The organism is Robertkochia marina (assembly GCF_004799345.1).
In the GTDB taxonomy this organism is placed as follows: Bacteria; Bacteroidota; Bacteroidia; order Flavobacteriales; family Flavobacteriaceae; genus Robertkochia; species Robertkochia marina.
This window is the reverse complement of sequence record NZ_SSMC01000001.1, coordinates 1250272-1270943: the sequence shown is the minus strand read 5'-3', so window position 1 is coordinate 1270943 and position 20672 is coordinate 1250272. Positions and strand designations below refer to the sequence as shown.

General features: G+C 43.6%; 15 protein-coding genes and 1 tRNA gene. 6 read left to right on the top strand and 10 right to left on the bottom strand.

Annotated features, from left to right (window positions below; translation table 11 throughout):
• Positions 1–11: 11 nt before the first annotated feature.
• The gene (locus tag E7Z59_RS05265) at positions 12–1193 is read right to left on the bottom strand and encodes a Pycsar system effector family protein (protein ID WP_136335228.1); all 1182 of its coding nucleotides are present in this window, start codon (positions 1191–1193) and stop codon (positions 12–14) included.
• A gap of 56 nt (positions 1194–1249) precedes the next feature.
• Here E7Z59_RS05265 and E7Z59_RS05260 point away from each other — a divergent pair, with 56 nt between their 5' ends.
• Positions 1250–4948, top strand: coding sequence for a metallophosphoesterase (locus tag E7Z59_RS05260; protein WP_136335227.1), 3699 nt, complete (start codon positions 1250–1252; stop codon positions 4946–4948).
• Here E7Z59_RS05260 and E7Z59_RS05255 read toward each other — a convergent pair.
• The 3 genes from E7Z59_RS05255 to E7Z59_RS05245 form a co-directional block, all read right to left on the bottom strand.
• Positions 4938–5486, bottom strand: a complete 549-nt coding sequence (locus E7Z59_RS05255) for a pyridoxamine 5'-phosphate oxidase family protein (protein ID WP_136335226.1) — start codon at positions 5484–5486, stop codon at positions 4938–4940. The two genes, E7Z59_RS05260 and E7Z59_RS05255, sit on opposite strands and share 11 nt — an antisense overlap.
• 27 nt (positions 5487–5513) lie before the next feature.
• A complete protein-coding gene (locus E7Z59_RS05250; protein ID WP_136335225.1) occupies positions 5514–6617 on the bottom strand; it encodes a DUF4407 domain-containing protein in 1104 nt (367 codons plus the stop codon).
• A gap of 337 nt (positions 6618–6954) precedes the next feature.
• Positions 6955–8346 carry a dipeptidase gene (locus E7Z59_RS05245; protein ID WP_136335224.1) on the bottom strand — a complete coding sequence of 464 codons (1392 nt, stop codon included), beginning with the start codon at positions 8344–8346 and terminating at the stop codon, positions 6955–6957.
• A 98-nt stretch (positions 8347–8444) separates the two neighbouring features.
• Between E7Z59_RS05245 and E7Z59_RS05240 the strand changes: the two genes are divergently transcribed.
• Positions 8445–8526, top strand: a tRNA-Leu gene (locus E7Z59_RS05240).
• 179 nt (positions 8527–8705) lie between these two features.
• On the opposite strand, the gene E7Z59_RS05235 is transcribed toward E7Z59_RS05240, so the two are convergent.
• A complete protein-coding gene (locus tag E7Z59_RS05235) occupies positions 8706–10163 on the bottom strand; it encodes an OmpP1/FadL family transporter (RefSeq protein WP_136335223.1) in 1458 nt (485 codons plus the stop codon).
• Positions 10164–10420: 257 nt separating this feature from the next.
• Between E7Z59_RS05235 and E7Z59_RS15475 the strand changes: the two genes are divergently transcribed.
• From E7Z59_RS15475 to E7Z59_RS05225, 3 genes are all read left to right on the top strand, one after another.
• A complete protein-coding gene (locus E7Z59_RS15475; RefSeq protein ID WP_262708817.1) occupies positions 10421–10549 on the top strand; it encodes a hypothetical protein in 129 nt (42 codons plus the stop codon).
• A 274-nt stretch (positions 10550–10823) separates the two neighbouring features.
• Positions 10824–11882: a BamA/TamA family outer membrane protein gene (locus tag E7Z59_RS05230; RefSeq protein ID WP_136335222.1), complete on the top strand. Its 1059-nt coding sequence runs from the start codon at positions 10824–10826 to the stop codon at positions 11880–11882.
• Between the two features lie 373 nt (positions 11883–12255).
• Positions 12256–12624, top strand: a complete 369-nt coding sequence (locus E7Z59_RS05225; protein ID WP_136335221.1) for a YtxH domain-containing protein — start codon at positions 12256–12258, stop codon at positions 12622–12624.
• Positions 12625–13139: 515 nt separating this feature from the next.
• Here the strand turns inward: E7Z59_RS05225 and E7Z59_RS05220 are convergent.
• The 5 genes from E7Z59_RS05220 to E7Z59_RS05200 all read right to left on the bottom strand — a co-directional run bounded on the left by E7Z59_RS05220 (position 13140) and on the right by E7Z59_RS05200 (position 19235).
• Positions 13140–14891 carry an amidohydrolase gene (locus E7Z59_RS05220; RefSeq protein ID WP_136335220.1) on the bottom strand — a complete coding sequence of 584 codons (1752 nt, stop codon included), beginning with the start codon at positions 14889–14891 and terminating at the stop codon, positions 13140–13142.
• Positions 14892–15491: 600 nt separating this feature from the next.
• Positions 15492–16553: an ACR3 family arsenite efflux transporter gene (gene arsB, locus E7Z59_RS05215; protein ID WP_136335219.1), complete on the bottom strand. Its 1062-nt coding sequence runs from the start codon at positions 16551–16553 to the stop codon at positions 15492–15494.
• Positions 16550–17182 (bottom strand): arsenate-mycothiol transferase ArsC, encoded by a 633-nt coding sequence (locus tag E7Z59_RS05210; RefSeq protein ID WP_136335218.1) that lies wholly within the window; start codon positions 17180–17182, stop codon positions 16550–16552. The genes arsB and E7Z59_RS05210 overlap by 4 nt, the downstream gene beginning before the upstream one ends.
• Positions 17183–17200: 18 nt before the next feature.
• On the bottom strand, positions 17201–17530 hold the full coding sequence (locus E7Z59_RS05205; RefSeq protein WP_136335217.1) for an ArsR/SmtB family transcription factor: 330 nt from the start codon (positions 17528–17530) through the stop codon (positions 17201–17203).
• Between the two features lie 244 nt (positions 17531–17774).
• On the bottom strand, positions 17775–19235 hold the full coding sequence (locus tag E7Z59_RS05200; RefSeq protein WP_136335216.1) for an OmpP1/FadL family transporter: 1461 nt from the start codon (positions 19233–19235) through the stop codon (positions 17775–17777).
• A 202-nt stretch (positions 19236–19437) separates the two neighbouring features.
• On the opposite strand from E7Z59_RS05200, the gene E7Z59_RS05195 reads away from it, so the two are divergent.
• Positions 19438–20601, top strand: coding sequence for a porin (locus E7Z59_RS05195; RefSeq protein WP_136335215.1), 1164 nt, complete (start codon positions 19438–19440; stop codon positions 20599–20601).
• Positions 20602–20672 lie beyond the last annotated feature (71 nt).

Here is a 20672-nt window from a genome sequence, read left to right as displayed (position 1 = left end):
TGAGCGAATACTTAACCCTGGTAATATGAATAGGCAACGATAAATGTGATCACAGAGATCACCGTACCGATCAGGAAAACCATATAGGTCATTCTCAATAATCTGTATTTTCTTGCCAGCACCTTACCCAGATAATACAGATCGCGAGTCAGGGCTTCATAGATATCATCATTGCTTTTAATAAGTTTCCCAAGTGCCTGTTCATATTGCTCGTAAGGCATGCTGTGAAAGGTTCCGAAAAACAATAAATTCACCTTTTTCTTTTCTACCTCCTCAGGAGAGAACTCTCCTTTTGTAACATTGGGCCGGGTCGACATAATGGCAAAAATGATGGAGATCACACTAAAGAGCAGAAAAACCATGGTGGGAATCACCAGGAACTTATTACTGGGGTTGTCAAGCTTAGGAATAAGATTCGACAAGGCTACCGAAATAATGATCGCATTTACAGACAATAGGATATTTGCCTTGGTATCTGCAATAGAGCTTAGTCTGAGATGGTTATTCAGGGTTATACGGTACATGGTTTGTATGCCCCGATCGGAGAACTCATACTTATACCTGGCTTTGATCTTTTCTTTCTTCCCTCTTTTCTGATCTTTTTTTTCCTCTTCAAGAAGAACCCTCAGATTGTTGTCTTTTCCCGGCTGCCATTGCTCCAGGGCATAGTCTGTAAAATAATGATGGCCTGTAGAGAGCAACTTGATATTTTCTGTACGCCAGGCCTTGGAAGTATAATCTGCCTGACCTGTTAGCTTTAATTCTTGCCGCAGTAATTCTGTAATATCAACATAGGATTCTCTGGCAAGATGGGAGCTGTCTGCATCACGAAGGATCTGCCCCGTAAGGAAATCAGGGTCACTTTCCATTTTGGTTGCCATGATAATATTGCCGATCCTGCCGATCCTATCCTTAGAAAAGCCCTGCTCCTTGAGAAATTCACTTACCATCCTTACGCTTGCCTCTTCATGACTACCGGGATCAGAGACATAACCTGTATCATGAAACCAGGCTGCGACCATAATATCTTCCTTTTCTTCTTCGGTCAGGCCGGGAGTATTTTCAATAAGAACTTTCGTATTTTTAACTACCCGTTGGGTATGTCTGAGGTTGTGATAAAGGTAGTTCTGCCCCAACTCATTAGACAAGAGGTCAGTTACCAGATTTTCGGATTTTTCAATGATCTCAGACATTCACAGCTCATTTAAATAGAAGCATAATATTACAAAATAATTAGAAAACCCCGGTTATGACGCAAGGTCGCTCTTTTTTGCTTGCAGTGCTGTTTTTGGCCTTTTTCTCATGTGCCACTTACGAAGCACAGGTTCGGAAAAACCAAGAACCGTTCTCAAATAAAGAAAAGGAGCTTTCTACCCGGTTTTTTCTCCTGGGTGATGCCGGAAATTCAAAACAAGGAGAGGTTACCCCGGGCATCAGTGCCTTTAAGACAGCTGTTGAATCGGGCAACGAAAGTGACATTGCCCTGATCCTGGGCGATAACATTTACGAAAAAGGATTGCTGCCCAAAAGTCACCCGGATCGCAGTCTTTCAGAGCATAGAATAGCGGCACAATTAGATGCCTTAAAGAACTTTAAAGGAAGGGCTGTGGTTATTCCGGGAAATCATGACTGGTATGACGATGGCCTGAAAAGCCTGGAACGGCAGCAGGACTTCATAAAGGATTACCTGGATAAAAAGGACGTCTTTCTTCCGGAAGATGGATGTGGACTTACCGAGGTTGCCATCAATGACAAAACCCACCTCATCGTTATTGATTCTCAATGGTACCTGGAAGACTGGGATGAACATCCCACTATGAATGACGATTGCGATATTAAAACCCGGAAGCGCTTTTTTATCGAGTTCGAAAGTATGCTCAAAAAGCAGGAAGGCAAGACCGTGATCATCGCTATTCATCACCCTATAGACACCTATGGTTCGCACGGGGGGTATTTTGCTGCAGAAAAACATCTTTTCCCCTTTCAGAAAAAGATCCCTTTGCCGGGTATTGCCTCTCTCATTGCACTGGTTAGACAAAATGGAGGTGTTTCTACACAGGACCTTCAAAACACCTATTATCGGGATTTCACCAACCGGATTAAAACCATGCTCAGGGAAGCTCCTGTAAAGGCAGTTTTCGTATCCGGGCATGAGCATACGTTACAATATATTGACGGTGGGTTTTACAAGCAGGTGGTCTCAGGTTCAGGATCCAAAACCTCTGCCGCCAGATTAACCAATGATGCTGTATTCACTTATGGGAAACAGGGTTTCGCTGTTCTTGAGGTGTATAAAGATGGTTCTTCTACAGTGCGTTATTATACGGCAGAGAATACCGACATCCCGATCTTTACAGGAAATGTATATGCCGCTGACCCTGTGATCAAAGCATCTTTCTACCCGGAAAACTTTCCTGATTCCATATCGGCATCCATCTACGAGAAGGATGCCTATGAGGTGTCTGGGGTACACAAAAGTGTCTGGGGTGAGCATTATCGTGAACTTTACGGGATCAGGATCAAGGCACCTACCGTGAACCTTGACACCTTATACGGTGGCCTCACCCCGATAAGGATGGGAGGAGGGCATCAATCAAAGACCTTGCGCTTTCAGGATGCGGCAGGTCGAGAATACAATATGAGAGCCCTGAAGAAAAGCGGAGTTAAATTTCTTCAAACTGTAGTGCTCAACGATAAAAACCTCAGCTCAGAAGATCTGACCGGCACCCTTCCTGATAAGCTCCTTATGGATTTCTTTACGGCGGCCCACCCTTATGCTGCCTTTGTGATACCAGACCTTTCTAAGGCAGCAGGAGTTTATCATACCAATCCAAAATTATTCTACATCCCCAGGCAAGAGGCCCTTGGAAAATACAACACTGACTATGGAGACGAGTTGTATATGATCGAAGAGCGCCCCAATGATGCCCACTCAGATAATAAGAGCTTTGGGCTGCCTGATCAAATAGAGAGTACTGATAAGTTGTTCAAAGAATTACGCGAAGACGAAGAGAACAGGCTTGATGAAGGCAGTTATTTGCGCGCCCGACTTTTTGATATGCTTATAGGTGACTGGGACCGGCATGGAGATCAATGGCGATGGGCAGAATTTCACCACGATGGTGGTAAAACCTACAGACCTATACCAAGAGATCGAGACCAGGCATTTTCAGACTTTGACGGGGCCTTGCTCTCTACAGCCAGGACCCTTGCTGCCCCCACCCGAATGGTACAGCGTTATGAGCCGGAATTAAAAAACATTGAATGGTTTAATGTAGAACCCCTACCCATGGACAGGGTGTTAATACAAAACAGCACAAGGGCCGCTTACCTTAAAGAGGCTCGGCACCTGAAAGCCTCTCTGACTGATGATAAGATCGAAGATGCTTTTTTAAACCTCCCTTCTGAACTTTATGATCATTCCAGCACGGTTGAAATTAAGAGCATCCTGAAAAAACGAAGAGACCTGTTGGAAACTATTGCAGCCGATTATTACCAACTGCTTTCAGAGTTGGTGATCCTTCATGGTACCGATAAAGATGACCTGATCGAAGTGGAGCGGCTCAAAGAAGGGGCTACCGCCATCAGCATACGAAGAATAAAGGATGGTCGTGCTGCAACAACCCTGGTTAACAGGACCTACTATCCCCGAGAAACAAAGGAGATCTGGATCTATGCCCTGGATGATGATGACGTTATTGAAGTAAAAGGCAAAGAAAAAGCAACTATTGACATCAAGATCATCGGGGGTCAAAACAATGATATTTACAGGATAGAGAATGGTGAAAAGGTGCATTTATATGACCACAAGAGTAAACCGAACACTATAGAATTTAACAGCGGGGCTTCAAAACGTTTTACCGACAGCTATCAGCTCAACCATTTCGACTTCAATAAGAACATCACCAAAAGTCCGTCATTCTACCCCGTACTTGGCTTCAACCCCGATGCAGGGTTCATTGCCGGAGCGGGTTACAATCTGCTAAAAATGGGCTTCAACAGAAACCCTTTCAGCAGCCAGCATCGACTGAGTGCCTTTTACCATTTTGCAACCAAAGGCGTTGAATTTAATTACGATGGAGAATTTGCAGGGGTGTTTAACCACATGAATCTTATCACCGGCGTCCGTTTAACGAATTCAACCTTTACCCGAAACTTTTTCGGATTTGGAAGCAATACGATCAATGATGGTGAGAACCTTGGATTTGACTATTATCGCGTTAACATGAGTACCATGAACGGGTATGTCGGCGTAGCAAAAAGATCGGAATATGGCAGCTTGTGGGAAACCTTTATGAGCGTTGAGGCTTTTGAAGTGGAAGAGAACAAAGACAGGTTCATTTCAGATTTTAATACAGACCCGAAACTCTACGATTGGAAAACCTACCTGAGCCTGGCTACCGACTATCAGTTTGAAAATTACGACTTCCCGGTAAATCCCAGGAGAGGGATGTTATTCAGGTTTCAAACGGGCTATATGCTTAACCTCAGAGAAACTTCTAAGGGGGTTTTGTTTATGAAGCCGCAACTGCAGATGTACCAGAACATCACTGCCGACAAAAAACTTGTTCTAAAAACCAATATTTCCGGGCATTTAAATATTGCCAATGACCTTGAATTTTTTCAGGGGGCCTACCTGGGTGGTAATTCCGGGTTACGAGGCTATCGTTTGAACAGGTTTACCGGAAGAAATTCCCTGGTGTTTAACGGGGATCTTCGGTATAATTTCAATGAATTCAAAACAGGAATTCTCCCCATGCAGATAGGGGTATATGGCGGATACGATCTGGGACGGGTCTGGCACCCGCAAGACCCCTTTAACCAATGGCAGAATTCCTTTGGGGGTGGGCTGTATATTGTAGCCAGCAGACTGTTGTTTTTAGACCTGAGCTTATTTGCCTCTGACGAGGACACACGGTTCGGATTCCGGTTCGGAGTTAACTTTTAAGGGGAATTCCCGTTGGTTTACCATCAATGGTTACGGTATTTTTTTCTTTCCAGTATTGTTCAATACCGTCAGGACCCTTTTCTTCGGCCCAGGTTCTAAGGGTTTCGCGATCGCCCTTATAGTCCATAAGAGGAACCCCAAAACCACAGGAGGTTTGAACCAGGTCTACCTGTACATCAAACAGCTGCCGACTCCCTGCAATTGGAGGAAAGTGATCAATGTATTCCTTAAATTCTTTATCCCCCGGATGATAAACCCTGGCCTGCCCATATAATCGCAGGATCATCGGCGCGCCTTCAAAGGCACAGAACATGATGGTTATACGATTCTTATGGGCCAGGTGTGCTGCAGTCTCATTTCCGCTGCCGGTCAGATTAAGCCACATTACCCGGTTGGGGCCCAATACCCGGAAGCTGTCCATCCCTTTAGGAGAAACATTAACCCGGCCATCTTCCATGGCCGTTGCAGTGAAAAAAATCTTTTGACGCCCTATGAATTCGCGGAGATGCTCCGGGATCTCCTTCATTTTTTTACCCATAACAATAATTTTGCATAAAGGTAACCATTAATCAGACACTGCTTTTTGCTGGTTGTAAAATGCATCTGCCTGAAACTGCATGATCTCCCGTGCTTTGGATCTCTTATACCGATACAGCTCTTCATCTTCCTTCAGGTCTTCGTATACCTTATCGTTTATTGCAGCATCGGTAGTCTGTTGCTGATTTCGCTGATATGCCTTTTGAGCAGCCCACACCCCGGCAGTATCCTCCAGGTCCTGAAGTTTAATATCATACTCTCCTCTGGGAGCCAGTAATTTGGCAAAAATGGGTGTAGTCTCGATAGCCAGAAAAAGAAGAAATATAAAGAATGAAGGCAACCATGGCAAAGCGTCAAGGGCGTTTACCCGTGCCATAAGCCCGTCAAATCGTTCAATGACCGGCTGGCTGGTCTTTACCTTATCGGCATATTCAAGTTGTAACCCGGCTATAGCCTGTTGTTTCTTTGCTATAAGTGCTTCATTGCTCTCCCGAAGCTCCTGAAGTGCTGCCAAAGAAGCATCGTGCTTTTCCCGTTTTTCTTTATACACTGGACCCTTTCCTATTTTAAGAGTACCTTCTCTCCCTTCGGCCTCGGCAATATAGGTGTCGTACAATGCATTGACTTCTGCCTCCTTAAGGGTAATCTCTTCTTTCAGGTTGCTGATCTCCTCTTCCAGTTTGGTGACAGCCGGAGTGTACTGCAGGGCCAACTGCTCTTTATTATCCAGGGTCATTTGGTTCTTTTCTTCAAGAAGCACCCTGTCTATCTCCTTTTCAAAGATCTTCAATTCCAGGGGTTTTGAGATCACCACCGCAATGATAACCGCCAGGATGATCCTGGGGAAAGCCTGCAGGGCCTCCTGCTTGAAATTGTCTTGCTTTTTAATGGTAGATACAATAAATCGATCGAGGTTAAAAATTAATAACCCCCAGATCAACCCGAAAAACACAGCGATCCATATGGTATCAAAAACAGTATATAAGGCATAAGAGGCAGCGATAAAAGCCATGACGGCCGTAAAGAATACCGTGCCTCCTATTCCTGCCTGTTTGATCTGTTCAGCTTTTGTGCAATGTGAGAGTAGTTCAGGGTCGGCCCCCGAACACATCCAGAAGAATTTTTTAAACATAACTGCAGTATGATTGATGAATGCCTATATAACGCTATCAATCATTGATTGTTACATTTGAAATGTTAAGATTCTATATTTCCGGAATAAAATTCCAAGCCCCAAATTCCAAAAGGGCAAAGAAGCGAAGGAGCGAAGGAGCGAAGGAACGAAGTCAATTATCACTAATTTACCGTAAACTCCAGCTATCCTTCAGGCAATACTCAAATTCCAAATTCCAATTGGGTGAAGAGGCAAAGGAGCAAAGTTGATTATTACTAATCACCCCAAACTCAAACTCGTCCCTCAAACCTGCCTGGCGGCAGGCAGACTCGTTCCTCGAACTCTTAATTCACCCTCACCCTTGTTTGATCTCGGTAAAGTATTTATAGAAATAAGGAATGGTCTCGATTCCTTTGAGATAATTCCAGACTCCGTAATGTTCATTGGGAGAGTGAATGGCATCACTATCCAACCCGAATCCCATGAGAATGGTCTTACTCTTCAGTTCTTTTTCAAAAAGGGAAACAATGGGTATACTTCCCCCGCTTCGCTGTGGAATAGGGGTTTTACCAAAGGTCTGCTCATAGGCCTTACTGGCTGCCCGATAGCCATCGCTGTCAATAGGGGTTACATAAGGAAATCCTCCGTGGTGTGGTTTCACCTTTACACGAACTCCTTTGGGAGCGATTGCTTCAAAATGCGATTTAAAAAGTTGGGTGATCTCTTCCCAGTTCTGATCGGGGACCAGGCGCATGGAAATTTTCGCATAGGCTTTGCCGGGAATGACTGTTTTGGCACCTTCTCCCGTATAACCTCCCCAAATACCATTGACATCAAGGGTTGGACGAATTGAATTTCTTTCATTGGTCACAAACCCGGCTTCTCCGTAAACATCTTCAATATCGAGTGCTTTTTTATAGCCTTCCAGTGAGAAAGGAGCTTTAGCCATCTCGTCTCTTTCTGCCCGACTTAATTCCTGAACCTTATCATAAAAACCGGGAATGGTAATATGATTGTTTTCATCCTGGAGTTGGGCGATCATCTTTGAGAGAATGTTGATCGGATTGGCTACAGCTCCACCATAAAGTCCGCTATGAAGGTCACGATTTGGTCCGGTTACCTCTACCTCTACATACGACAACCCCCTGAGGCCTGTGGTGATGGAAGGTGTATCTTTAGAGATCATTCCTGTATCGGAGATCAGGATCACATCGTTAGCCAATTTTTCACGATTTCGCTCCAGGAACCACCCCAGACTTTCAGAACCAACCTCTTCTTCACCTTCGATCATAAATTTCACATTACAAGGTAATGCATGGTTCGCGATCATATACTCAAGGGCTTTCACATGCATATACATCTGTCCTTTATCATCGCAGGCACCTCTTGCAAAAATAGCGCCCTCAGGATGGAGTTCGGTCTTTTTGATCACAGGTTCAAAAGGCGGTGAATCCCACAGGTCCACCGGATCCGGTGGCTGCACATCATAATGCCCGTAAACCAATACGGTGGGCAGGTTGGTATCGATGATCTTTTCTCCATACACAATAGGGTATCCGGGAGTTTCGCAGATCTCGGTATGATCGCATCCCGCCTGTTGCAGGGCAGCCCTGACAGCTTCTGCCGTATTGAGCACATCCTCGGCATATGCCGGATCTGCACTTACAGAAGGGATTTTAAGGAGTTCGATCAGTTCATCAATAAATCGTTGTTGGTGTGTCGAAATATACGACGCTATATTTTCCATGAAGTATCAATTGTATTACCCAAAAATACGAAAAATGAAAATTTCATCCATTGTATTTTGTGATATCAAAATATGCCTTATATTTGCACCCACAATTCGCGGGTGTGGTGGAATTGGTAGACACGCTAGACTTAGGATCTAGTGCCGCAAGGTGTGAAGGTTCGAGTCCTTTCACCCGCACGAAAAGCTCTTCAAACGAAGGGCTTTTTTTATGTCTTAATGTGACGGGTAACAGGTGACATGAATATCGTGAAGAGTTAGCGCACAGCACTTTTGCTGTTTTTTGTAATTACCTTTTCAGCTTTACCCGTATAATTGCATAACCGCATACCTGCCTTCCGGCAGGCAGGACTGCATAACTATCTTTCTCTTTTCTCAAACTGCAAACGATCAAAGAAATAGGTGAATCCGAAGAGAATTCCCGCGGTAAAGTATTTCGCCTCGGTAATGGTTACCGTTCCTTTTACGAGGTCACTTTCGCGAACCTGGGCAAGATTACCCTGCTGCTCATATTCATCATCCCGGCCGCTGCTTAAAAGAATTCCAAGACTAATGCTGGTTCGCTCATTATTGATGGTAAATCCGGAGGTAAGATGATAAATATCCCAACTACTCAATGTTGTTCTTATCCCGGGAGCTCTATTCACATCAGGATTAAAATTCGACATATTGTTTCGGGCACTTAAATAGAGGGTCCACCGCTCGTTCAAAAAGTATTCATATCCTGCTGCCACATTAAAAACCGGAGAAGCTCCGGCCGGAGTATTTAAAAACAGATCGCTTCCCAGTTCGGGAGCCAGGCTTTCAGGGCGCACAAAAGAATTGGCTGCAGGCTGCATGATCGTATAGACATCTACCCCACCAAAATATTCAGCAGCAACCCCTATGCCCGAACGCTCGCCCCGGTAGTTGATTCCAAGGGCTGCAGACCAGGGTGATCGGAACCGTGTTTTAAGTTTTGACTGTCGGTCGGTAGCCACTCCTGAAATCCGATCAGGCATGGAGTTAAACCTCAGGTTTCGGGCGGCGATATTGGCAGCTGTTGTACCCCTTCCGAAAAGATTAAGAGAAGGCGCACTAAAGGTAAGGCCAAAACTCCACGGCTCCGTTCTGTAAAGAAGCCCCAGCTTCAGAACATATCGTAAATTATAGTAATCAACATTCTCAAGCAAATTACCCCCGATCAGATCGTAATTCGGGTTATTGGGAAATACATAGGCATTCAGGCTGCGATTGTATACATGAGATCTGAAAACAAAGAGACTGGTAACCCCTACAGACCATTTTTCACTCAAGGCCGTCGAACTGCTTAAAATAAATGCCAATTCCCTGAGGTCGGTAGAGACACTGGATTCACCCACCAGCTCTTCCTCCCCGGGACTTTCAGCCTCATTGATCACATCGATATTACTATCAACACGTGCAATTCCCTTAAAACTAAAATCAACAGGGGCCATGATGCCATACCCTACCTTTACCTTTTCACTCTTCATTCTGATTAGTCCGCCTGCCAGTAAAGGAACAGAATTGGTTTGATTACTCAGATAATCGGCCTGCTCACCCAAAGCATTTTCAATCTTTATGTTTTGAACATTATAAGCATTGGCATTTACCGAAACAGAGGTATTCTTCATAAATACCAAAGCCGCCGGATTGTAATAGATCATGGTATTATCTCTCGCACCACCAACCACCGCACCCGACATCAATGCAGAACGGGTTCCGAATTGATTGGTCCAGTAATGCGTATCCTGGCCGAAAACACAGGAGAAGCTCAGTAAGAAAAGTACTGAAAAGTAACAGGTATATTTTTTCATTTAAGGAAATACTATCCTCATTATCTACACCTTAAATGTATGCAATTCAATGATCTTCAGACTCCTAATATCGTTGAAAGTTTCATTTCATCAACGAAGATGAGGTTCGTATCAAACCAATGCCTTCTGTTTTCTCTCCTCCCCCGGAAAAGTTCAAACCTCATTACATAAAAATCTCTTATGCTTATTATATAAAACATAAATATTGATATATGTGATGATTTTCAGAGTTTTGCATTGTAAAAATATAACTCTATATGCCTGTAATAGTATACCACCTTTTTATTGCTTTAGCCATTTTTGGTTTATTACTTTTTATTAAACAAATGGGTGAGAAGACCACCACTACCAAAGAAAAAGCGGAAGAAAACAGGAATGCTGCCTGAAATTAACCCTCCTTCATACCGACGACCTTTTTCCTTAAAAATTCTTCAGGCAGGTACAATCTCATAGCATTGTATGGAACGTTCATAGGTTTTGATGAAACAGATCTAATTATTTTTAGCGAGATACCCTGTTGGTGTAGATCAATTAAGTAAATTTAAGGATCGGCATCATCTCCCATTACCCTGAGATGTTACCACCGTTTTTAATCCCTGATCAGGCCGTTTTGCAACTTCTTGATACTTCCTATGGTGGTAACCATGCGAATTATCAATTATGAAAGTTTACATCCTGTTTTTGGTCTTCCTATGCGGTCTGTCTCAAAGTCATGCTCAAACCGAGAAAAAGACAGCTGATAAAAAGGCGAAGTTTCTCCCTCTACCCTATGTTAATTACAGCAGGAATCTGAAATTTGAAGGAGGTCTTATGCCCATGGTGATGTTCCCCTTAAGTAAAAAGGATACCATTTCACCAAATTCTATGGCCGGGGCATTGATAGCTTTTACCACCAACGGATCGTCTTTTACCTTTGCCTTCTCCCGACTCTTCTTTAAGGAGGATCGCTGGCGGGCTTCTTTCTTTCTGGGTACCGGCGATCAAAACTCTCAGACCTACATGGAAGGAATCGACATCCCCCCCGGGCTCTATGATTTTGCTACAAGTTTTAAGGTAGCTCATGCCGGGCTGCAACGCAGAATTTATCATTCTCTCTATGGCGGGGTTGCCTATACCCACACCGTTGCACAAACGGTTTTTGAGGATGAGGTTAGCGACCCCACAGACAATACTAATAACGGGATCAGCCTTATCCTCCTATCAGACACCAGGAAGAACATTTACTATCCGGGTGCGGGTTACCTGATGCGTTTCAAATGGATCAATTATCCGGAATGGCTGTCCAACGATGCCCCTGCGAACAAGATCAATCTGGAATTCAATCGCTACCTGGGCATGTCAAATAATCGTGATATTCTGGCCCTGCGCGGTACAGTGCAAGCCGGTTTGGGAAGTATTGATTTTGAACAACAGGAAGTGATCGGACAGAAAGATATTCGTGGATATTCCCTGGGAGAGTTTCGGGGTGATGGGAAGTTTGCCCTTCAGGGTGAATACCGTAAGAACTTTGCGAATTCCAGGATCGGATGGGTGGGCTTTTTAGGGCTGGCCACCCTTTACGGTTCTTTGGAAGAAAGTCAAAACTGGCGCTTATACCCGGGAATTGGCACCGGCTTCAGGTTTACCGCCTTTGAAAAAAGTCATATGAATATTGGCCTTGACGCCGCAGTTGGTGATGGCGATTGGGGTATCTATTTCAGAATTGGGGAAGCTTTTTGAGATAAGAGTTTGAGGGACGAGTTTCAGGGACGAGTTTCAGGGACGAGTTTCAGGGACGAGCCTGCCTGACGTAAGAAGGTTTAAGAGATAGGTTTGAATTGATCGTCTTTGCGAGACGGGTGAAGCCCGACGCGGCAAACTCCTGTAAACAGGAACGAGCATGTATTTGAGGGTCGGGTTCTCAGTTCTCAAAAGGCAGGTAAGAAGTTTCCCTTTTGGCCTAATGCCATTTTAGCACCTCAGCTCCTTTACTTCTTCGCTCCTTTGCCCATTTTGGAATTAATACGAACTTATGACCAAAATCATAACTTTTTGATTTTTAATGTTTTAAATTTATCCATGAAATAAATCATTAAAAAAATTATCACGAATTATGAGTCAGGAAAGAACTATTGGTGCCCTTCTGTTTGGCACGCTACTGGGTGTAGGAATCGGTATGTTGTTTGCACCGGAGAAAGGCAGTGAAACTCGTAGAAGAATTGTTGAGAGCAGTAATGCTGCCAAGGATAATATATACAATGAAGCCGGCCATTTAAAAGACTCTCTTGTTAATAAGTCACAGGAATGGCGCAATACGGTGGCAAGTTCGCTTTCTACTAACAAACAAACCTTTGATGACCGCCTGAATTCCTTGTTAGCCGATGCAAGCTATAAAACCGATGATCTCATTGAAAAACTGGAAGACCAATTAAAAGCACTAAAGGCAAAGAATAAAAAGCTGCGCAAGAAAGCTGAGGCCTGAATTGGATGATGAATGATGAATGGTGAATGATGAATGGTGAGTGGTGAGTGGTGAGTGGTGAGTGGTGAGTGGTGAGTAAAAACTAAGCACCCTTTACCCTTACATCACAGGTCATCATTTGTGATATACAGAAAAGCCTCTTCCCCGATGCTATCAGGGAAGAGGCTTTATTGATTTAGCTAAGCCTTCGTAGTTACGGCAGGTTATTTAGACGTAGTGGCCATTTTCGGGTTAATAGATATTTAATCTGTCTGACTTTCAATTATTAGTATTGAATCAGCCGCCTTATCCTGCCGAACTAATCTAAGCAAGGTTTGGTGATAAAAATGTGGTAAAAACGCCCATGCCAAATGTTTAAGATGCAACATATGATTGCTTCAGGTCAGATAGAAGCTAAGGGGGATATTGGGTAAAAGCAACAAGCTTCAGCCCGTTGCCCGCTTGCTACTCCCCTTTTTACAATTGGAATATATCCATAAATGATTTCATGTTGCCTAAGGACTCCCTGTAATAACCTATTTGAAAGCCATCTTTTGTGAAGGCATCCGGTAAACCGACTTCCCTTCCTTTATAGTTTCAACTACCTTGATATCTTTTAAGGTCATCGGATCTACCTTAAGTGGATTTTTATCCAAAATGACCAGATCTGCTAATTTACCTTCCGATAGAGTTCCTTTTCGCTCTTCCTCAAAATGTTGCCAGGCCCCCCAAATGGTAATGGACTTTAAAGCTTCATAGGGAGTTAACCTTTCATCGGGTCCCATTACGGTACCGGAACGACTTACCCGGTTTACGGTAGTATGCATGATCATCATCAGATTTGGGAGGGCTACAGGAGCATCCGTGTGACTTGTCACGGGAATTCCCATATTCAATGCAGATTTAATTGGGCTTATTTGCTGGGCCTTTTCCGGGCCGATAATTTGTTTGTACCAATCTCCCCAGTAGAATGTATGCATAGGAAAAAAGGATCCGACCATGTCGTATTTTTTTAAGCTGTCTAGCTGGTCCATCCGGATAAGTTGTCCGTGTATGAGAGTGGTTCTCCTATCTTCATTTCCATACTGCTTTACGGCCTTGTTCATAGCCCTGAACAACTGATCAGCCGACGCATCGGCATTGCAATGTATAAGAAGTTGCCAGTTATTGGCAAAAGCTGTATCGACTATAGCCATCACATCCTCATCATCAGGAATGGCCGGATAGCCACTATACCCTTCTTTCTGTCCGTCTGGAGGTATCAGGTAGGGCTCGGTTCTCCAGGCAGTTCTCCCCTGAGGAGATCCATCAAGGGTAAGCTTTATCCCTCCTATTCTATAGTGGTTCTTATAGTCACGGCTGTTCCATGCCGAGTGCAGGTACTGAGGATAGGAATAATCAACATAGGAAACAACATCCAGTTTCATCTTTCCGCGTTCAGCGTAATCAGCCAGTTGCTCATGGTTAGTCATTGCTCTTCCTTCCTGTGCAGTGGTGTAGCCATAACTAAAAGCCATTTCCTGCCCCTTATCAAGATAATAATCAACCCATTTCTGCTCAGTCGGACTTAATACCTTTAACATGGGAGGTATTGAGGCCAACTCCTCAAGTACCCCATTGGGTTCCTGAGAACCTTCCATTCGACGAATTACGCCACCGGCAGGATCCTTTGTAGTAGCATCGTAACCGATCATTTCCAGGCCTTTCGTGTTTACAGCACTAAAATGACCGCTAATATGGGTGGCCATAACCGGTAGTTCTGTGGAAACCTTGTCAAGATCCTCCTTCGTGGGATGCCGCCCTTCTTTCAATACGGCATCGTCATATCCAATCCCTACGATCCAACCATCTGTTTTCTCAGTACCGTTCTCTTCATACCACGTTTTCAGGGCGGCAACCAGATCATCAATGGTATTTACCTTACCGTCAGGCTCAGCCAGAAGATTAGCACAAACGGCCTGACCTCCGAAATTGGCAAAGTGAGCGTGTCCATCCACAAAACCGGGAACAAGGGTTTGCCCCTTAAGATCGATCTCCTTTGCTTTTCCTCCATATTGTTTCATAGCCCCCTCCTTATCACCAACGTAAACGATCTTCCCGTCTTGCTGTACTAGGGCCTCTACATATTGGGGTTCATCTCCCTCCATGGTGATTATGTCGCCTCCAAAAAATATGGTTTGTTGTAATTCATTAGATTCCGAGGACAAGCCTTGCTTTTTCTCTGATGAATCTTTACAAGATACAAGGATAAACACACTGGTTATCAAAAAATAAATGACTGATTTCATGACGTATAAATTTTTAAAAAATAGGGTAAGAATTGAGAGGTTAACATTTACTATTTACCTAGTAATTTACTTATTAAATTGAAATTAATGGTAGATAAGGGTATTATTTGCGACACAAGTAGTTGATTTCTAGGTGTAGTAACCCTTCGGCCTAAAAAATACTATAAAATAGGTCTGTTCCTGGATGCAGCAGTCATGTGCTTCTTTTATCAGGAACAACAGCATTAGAAGATCAATATCTATACATATTAAATAAACAAGCGCGTGTATTGCCCCCTCTCTGACCGGATAAACGAGCTGTTTTTATGTTTTCCTTCCGGGAAATCATAAAAAATATGATTTTTGAAAATATTTTTTTGGTGACTTTAATCTTAAACGCACATCATCAGGCAGAATAATGGGAAGGGGAAGAAATACTGAAATAGCCTGTATTTACTTGATCCATGTTGTCTCCGGGGTCATTTTTGGAATCAACCAAGGCTTCTTACCTCGCAAATACCTTGTTTTGGCCAGCAGCGCGAGCTGAACTCAAACCAGCGACCTTGGGGTTTTGAAAACGGCTTTATATTATTTTAGCTCTGCCTTCGTAGTTACAAAAGATTATTCTGCTGTAGCGGCCATCTTAGGCTTATCGTAATATTTTTTCTTCAACCAAAATGCCACCCGCACCAATAAGATCAAGGCCGGCACCTCTACCAAAGGCCCAATCACCCCGACAAATGCTTGTCCGCTGTTCAGCCCGAACACCCCGATAGCCACGGCAATAGCCAGTTCAAAATTATTACCTGCCGCTGTAAAGGCTATAGAAGCATTTTTGTCATATTCGGCACCCATGACCTTACTCACAAAGAACCCAATTAGGAACATTACCGTAAAATAGACTAAAAGCGGAATGGCTATCACCAGGACGTCTCCGGGCAATTCTACGATCAGCTCTCCCTTTAAGGAGAACATCAAAATGATCGTAAATAACAAAGAGATGAGTGTTATGGGCGAAATGGCAGGTATGAATTTCTCAGTATACCAGGTTTCTCCCTTTAGCGGAACAAGGATGGTTCTGCTCAATACTCCCATCACAAAAGGAATACCGAGGTAAATGGCCACACTCTCTGCTATGGTAGCAATGGAAATATCAACAATAGCGCCTTCGTAACCGAATAAGGGTGGCAATTTGGTTATAAACAACCAGGCGTAAAAACTATAGGCAAATACCTGGAAAATACTGTTCAACGCAACCAACCCGGCCCCATATTCACTGCTGCCTTCAGCAAGGTCATTCCAAACCAATACCATGGCAATACATCTTGCCAAGCCGATCAGAATTAGCCCAACCATATATTCCGGATGATCCTGGAGAAAGATCAGGGCCAGCACAAACATGAGAATCGGTCCGATGATCCAATTCAAAACAAGAGAAATGGAAAGGATCTTTACATCTTTAAAAACCTTGGGAAGTAGTTTATAATTAACCTTTGCAAGGGGTGGATACATCATGAGGATCAAACCCACAGCCAGGAGGTAGTTGGTAGAGCCTGTTCCGAATTGTTGAATAAGCTCAGGCACTGAGGGTATAAAATAACCCAGACCTACTCCTATAGCCATGGCCAAAAAGATCCACAGGGTCAGGTTTCGGTCTAAAAAGCTTAATTTTTTGGTACTCATATTTCCATCTCAGATTTAAGTTCATTGAAAACCCAGAACAATTCAGTGGCTATCTGCTCACTTCGTTCCTTATACTTAGCTATCTTTTCGGGGGTTTCATCAAAATACTTCGGGTCGTCATAGGTAAGAGCTACTCTTGAGGTGGCCCCCAATACTACAGGGCACCCCTCATCGGCATGATTACAGGTCATTACCGCAATAAAATCAGAAGACGGATTAAAACTGTGGCCATAGGCCTTGGAAAATCCGATAACTGCCGGTTGAGTAGGCCCATATTTAATAGCATAAACCGGGTTCTTATCGGCACTTAATTGTTCGATCTCAAAACCGGATGCTTTCAGGGTTTCAGCCACTGCCGGATACAGGGCTGTGGCTTCTGTACCCCCGGAATAACACCTTACATTTTGTCCGAAGCCGAAATGATAGGCCGCTACCTGGGCCCATACCTGAGACAGGTGACTCCGTCTGGAATTGTGAGTACATATAAAATTGAGATTCACTTCTCCCTTCTCTTTCAGCATTTTTTCGATGGCTGACTTCAACCCAAGAAGAATAGATTGACGGGGTTCGGGAACTGAAGCCAGGTTCAGGCTTTCAACATATTTCTCCAATGTTTCAAAAAGCATCATGGTATTTATATATAGGTTTTAACAGCATTCAGGGTTTTGTACATCGTGATTCAGGAAGCTGTTCAAGGCACGCTTCATTGTTGCCCAGGCCACCTTATCTACACAATAGCACACACTGGTGCCTTCAATGGTACCCTTGATGAGGCCGAGCTGCTTTAATTCTTTAAGATGCTGGGAAATAGTGGGCTGAGCCAGGCCGATCTCTCCCACCAGGTCGCCGCAAACGCAGGTTTCTCTTTTAAATAAATACTCTAAAATAGCAATTCTGGCCGGGTGCCCTAATACTTTGGCAAACTTTGCCAGCATGTTTTGTTCTTCGGTGAAGATCTCTGTTTTTGAAATACCCATAAACTCAAAAATTATAGAGCCGGAACGTAATGTATGTGGTTTTTAATGGTTGAATATTGAAGGAAGATTGTGAAATTAAACGAAGTATATTAACCTCCACCCACTCTTAATACCGGTATTACCCCCAACACTATTTATTGATTGCAATATTACAATAAAGAGTTTTGCCTGACAACAAGATTTTCTGCTATTTCACGATAGCTTAATATTAATGGGAGAATCATAGAACGATTCGAAATCGCATCTACTTAGCCTCTTCTTTCTTTTCTGCATTTAGAAATGAATAGGTGAACCCGATTAAAAAACCCCAGGAAGAGTATTCTGCCTTTGTGATATAAAAAGTATCTCGCAAAAGGTTCTTTTCAGTAGGAATGGAAATATTTCCCTGTTGTATATAGGAATCGTCGGCCCCTCCGGAGAACAGCAGTCCAAAACTGATTTGACTCCCACCTTTTCTAAGCGTCATACCACCGGTTAAATGATAGAGGTCCCAGCTGCTTATAGAGGTTTCTATACCGCCCATTCGATTGGTTTGAGCATTAAAAAAAGAATTATCGGTACGACCACTGAGATACAAGGTCAATCTTTCGTTCAGGAAATGCTCGTATCCTAACGCCACGTTGAATACAGATTTAGCACCTTCCGGTGTTGAAAGGGCAAATTGGCCGTCAAGGGCCGGTGCCAACTCTGCGGGTCTTATAAAGGTTCCGGGTTTAGGGTCTAACACATTGTAAATATCAATGGCATCATAATACTGTACCGCTACCCCAAACCCAAAGTGTTCATCTCGGTAATTTACCCCCAATGCTGCCGAAAACGGCGATTTAAAAGTGGATGTCAGCTTTTGACGGGCTGTGCCAAGACCGGTAATACGCTCATCACGTCCTTCTATGACAGCATTGCGCAGAGCTACCTTCGAAGCAGTGGTACCCTCCCCCCCCAAATTGATAGATGGGCTGGTCAGCGTAAGACCCCAACGCCATGGTCCGCGAACATAAAACATCCCCAGCTTTACACTGTAACGAAAATTAAAATATTCGACATTCTGTGCTGCATCACGCCCTACTAAACGCAATTCCGGATTGTTTGCAAAGACATAAGCAGACCAGGACCTGCTATAGCTCCGCACCCGAGCGGTAACGATATTGCTTAGTCCCACAGAAAAATGATCACTGATCTTATATCCTCCCCCAAGAATGACCATCAATTCTTTCAAACTACTCGAAATAGAAGTTTCACCCACATATTCCTCTTCCCCGGGACTATCAATGTTATTTAATACCTCTGCAACCCCTTCCGTTCTCGCTATTCCCTTAAAGTCAAAATCAACCGGCGACAAAAACCCATACCCGATCTTCAGCCTCCGGTTCTTCAGGTTGATCATTCCTCCGGCCAACAAGGGCAGTGAACCGATTTTTTTACTTTTGAAATCGGCTTGTTGGCCCAGGGCATTTTCAATAACGATGGTTTCGAATCGATAAGCATTTGCATTTACCGTGATGGATGTATTTTCTAAAAAGCCCAGGGCACCAGGATTGTAGTATATCATGGTATTGTCAAAAATACCGCCAACCACGGCTCCGGACATCAAGGCAGACCGGGTACCGAATTGATTGGTCCAGTAATGGGTATCCTGCCCTCTAAGCGGGCACCACACCATGAATATCAGAACAAGAAAAAGCCTGTACATGTATTTCTTCCGCATAATCAACAGTGATTATAAAAGTCTTTAAAAAAATATTTGGATTCAGGTATACGGCAAAGAAGTACTAAGTATCAAAGGGAGTAGATGGAACATTGCTATATAAAAATACCTATTTGTTTTGAAAGTATTAGATTTAATTTGTTCATTTTCAGTGTTTTTAGTTCATATCTTTGAATAAACCACTCAACTTAATCAGAAATCGATGGATTTCATTTTTCGATGCAGACTGGTTTGTGTTTTCGTTGTCCTTGTCTTTTTTGGCAAGGCAAATGCACAACAAGACAAAATGCAGGATTCTTTGGGAGTTCAACGAGAGATATTGGATTCTATACGAAGAAAGAACAGGCTGGTCGATTCTATTGCCATCAACGTACACCTGCAAGCGCATGTGTCATACTTTTCAAACACCTTCGAATTGGGTGAAAACGTTCCCAGGTTTGGAACCTCCTTTTTCAGGAATGTCGGAAAAAAAACCAGGGTTTTTGCCCGCCTGGAATACGGACTTAACCTGGCACAGGGAACACGGTTTAACAACAACGCCAACAGTAAGGCAGAATTTGCCAGTTCTCCATTTCAGGTCCCTGACCCTTTTACCCAGCGATTAGCGTTTCTGGGCATTGAACACCGGGAACTCGGTTCAATAAGCTTTGGAAAGCAATGGGGGGCTTATTACGATATTGCCGGGTTCACCGATGCCTTCACGGTTTTCGGAAGCAGCGGAGTTGATGTGTATGCAGGCAATACCGATGGTGGTTGGAAGGGAACGGGAAGAGCCGATGTGGCCGTAGTTTACAGAAACAACTTCCGGAAACTGTACTTCTCTCTCCAAACCCAGTTATTTGGCACCAACACCAACTACGGAGCCGCTGTGAATTACAGGTTCAATAGAAATTGGAATGTAGGTGTTGGGTGGAATATGGCCAATATACCCAGTCGGTTTATCGAAGTTCTCGGAAATGACAAAGCCTCATCACACAACCTGATCATTGGGTATCAATACCAGGACTCACGGTTGTACTCTGCTCTAACCATGGCGTATATTGAAGATGTTTACAGAGTCATAGAGGAAGATAATATTATATCCTTTCCGGTGTATGGGGTAGAGTTTCTCAACCGCTACACCTTGACTCCCAGGATCAAGATCGAGGGTGGATTAAATGCCCAATGGGAAATTAAAGACGACACCTATTACAACGGAGATTACCGCTTACTCCAATTCTACGCGGGGATGAACTATTACTTTGGAGAGCTGTTTTCGGTATATATACAGGGTCGATTAAATGATTCCAGGTTTCTGCCTCCACGTGCCAGTTCTGATGTTATCATCGTGGGAATGAGTTTTGATTTCATTAAAGGACTCTTCTGATTAATGTTTATTGTAAACCGTTATGTCATAAAACTCTTAAAACATCAATTTTCATATATTTAGGGCCAAGA

Bases quoted from the DNA above. Each gene is read 5' to 3' on its own strand.
- E7Z59_RS05265 (WP_136335228.1), bottom strand. From the start codon at position 1,193: ATGTCTGAGATCATTGAAAAATCCGAAAATCTGGTAACTGACCTCTTG.
- E7Z59_RS05260 (WP_136335227.1), top strand. From the start codon at position 1,250: ATGACGCAAGGTCGCTCTTTTTTGCTTGCAGTGCTGTTTTTGGCCTTT.
- E7Z59_RS05255 (WP_136335226.1), bottom strand. From the start codon at position 5,486: ATGGGTAAAAAAATGAAGGAGATCCCGGAGCATCTCCGCGAATTCATA.
- E7Z59_RS05250 (WP_136335225.1), bottom strand. From the start codon at position 6,617: ATGTTTAAAAAATTCTTCTGGATGTGTTCGGGGGCCGACCCTGAACTA.
- E7Z59_RS05245 (WP_136335224.1), bottom strand. From the start codon at position 8,346: ATGGAAAATATAGCGTCGTATATTTCGACACACCAACAACGATTTATT.
- E7Z59_RS05235 (WP_136335223.1), bottom strand. From the start codon at position 10,163: ATGAAAAAATATACCTGTTACTTTTCAGTACTTTTCTTACTGAGCTTC.
- E7Z59_RS15475 (WP_262708817.1), top strand. From the start codon at position 10,421: ATGCCTGTAATAGTATACCACCTTTTTATTGCTTTAGCCATTTTTGGT.
- E7Z59_RS05230 (WP_136335222.1), top strand. From the start codon at position 10,824: ATGAAAGTTTACATCCTGTTTTTGGTCTTCCTATGCGGTCTGTCTCAA.
- E7Z59_RS05225 (WP_136335221.1), top strand. From the start codon at position 12,256: ATGAGTCAGGAAAGAACTATTGGTGCCCTTCTGTTTGGCACGCTACTG.
- E7Z59_RS05220 (WP_136335220.1), bottom strand. From the start codon at position 14,891: ATGAAATCAGTCATTTATTTTTTGATAACCAGTGTGTTTATCCTTGTA.
- arsB (WP_136335219.1), bottom strand. From the start codon at position 16,553: ATGAGTACCAAAAAATTAAGCTTTTTAGACCGAAACCTGACCCTGTGG.
- E7Z59_RS05210 (WP_136335218.1), bottom strand. From the start codon at position 17,182: ATGATGCTTTTTGAAACATTGGAGAAATATGTTGAAAGCCTGAACCTG.
- E7Z59_RS05205 (WP_136335217.1), bottom strand. From the start codon at position 17,530: ATGGGTATTTCAAAAACAGAGATCTTCACCGAAGAACAAAACATGCTG.
- E7Z59_RS05200 (WP_136335216.1), bottom strand. From the start codon at position 19,235: ATGCGGAAGAAATACATGTACAGGCTTTTTCTTGTTCTGATATTCATG.
- E7Z59_RS05195 (WP_136335215.1), top strand. From the start codon at position 19,438: ATGGATTTCATTTTTCGATGCAGACTGGTTTGTGTTTTCGTTGTCCTT.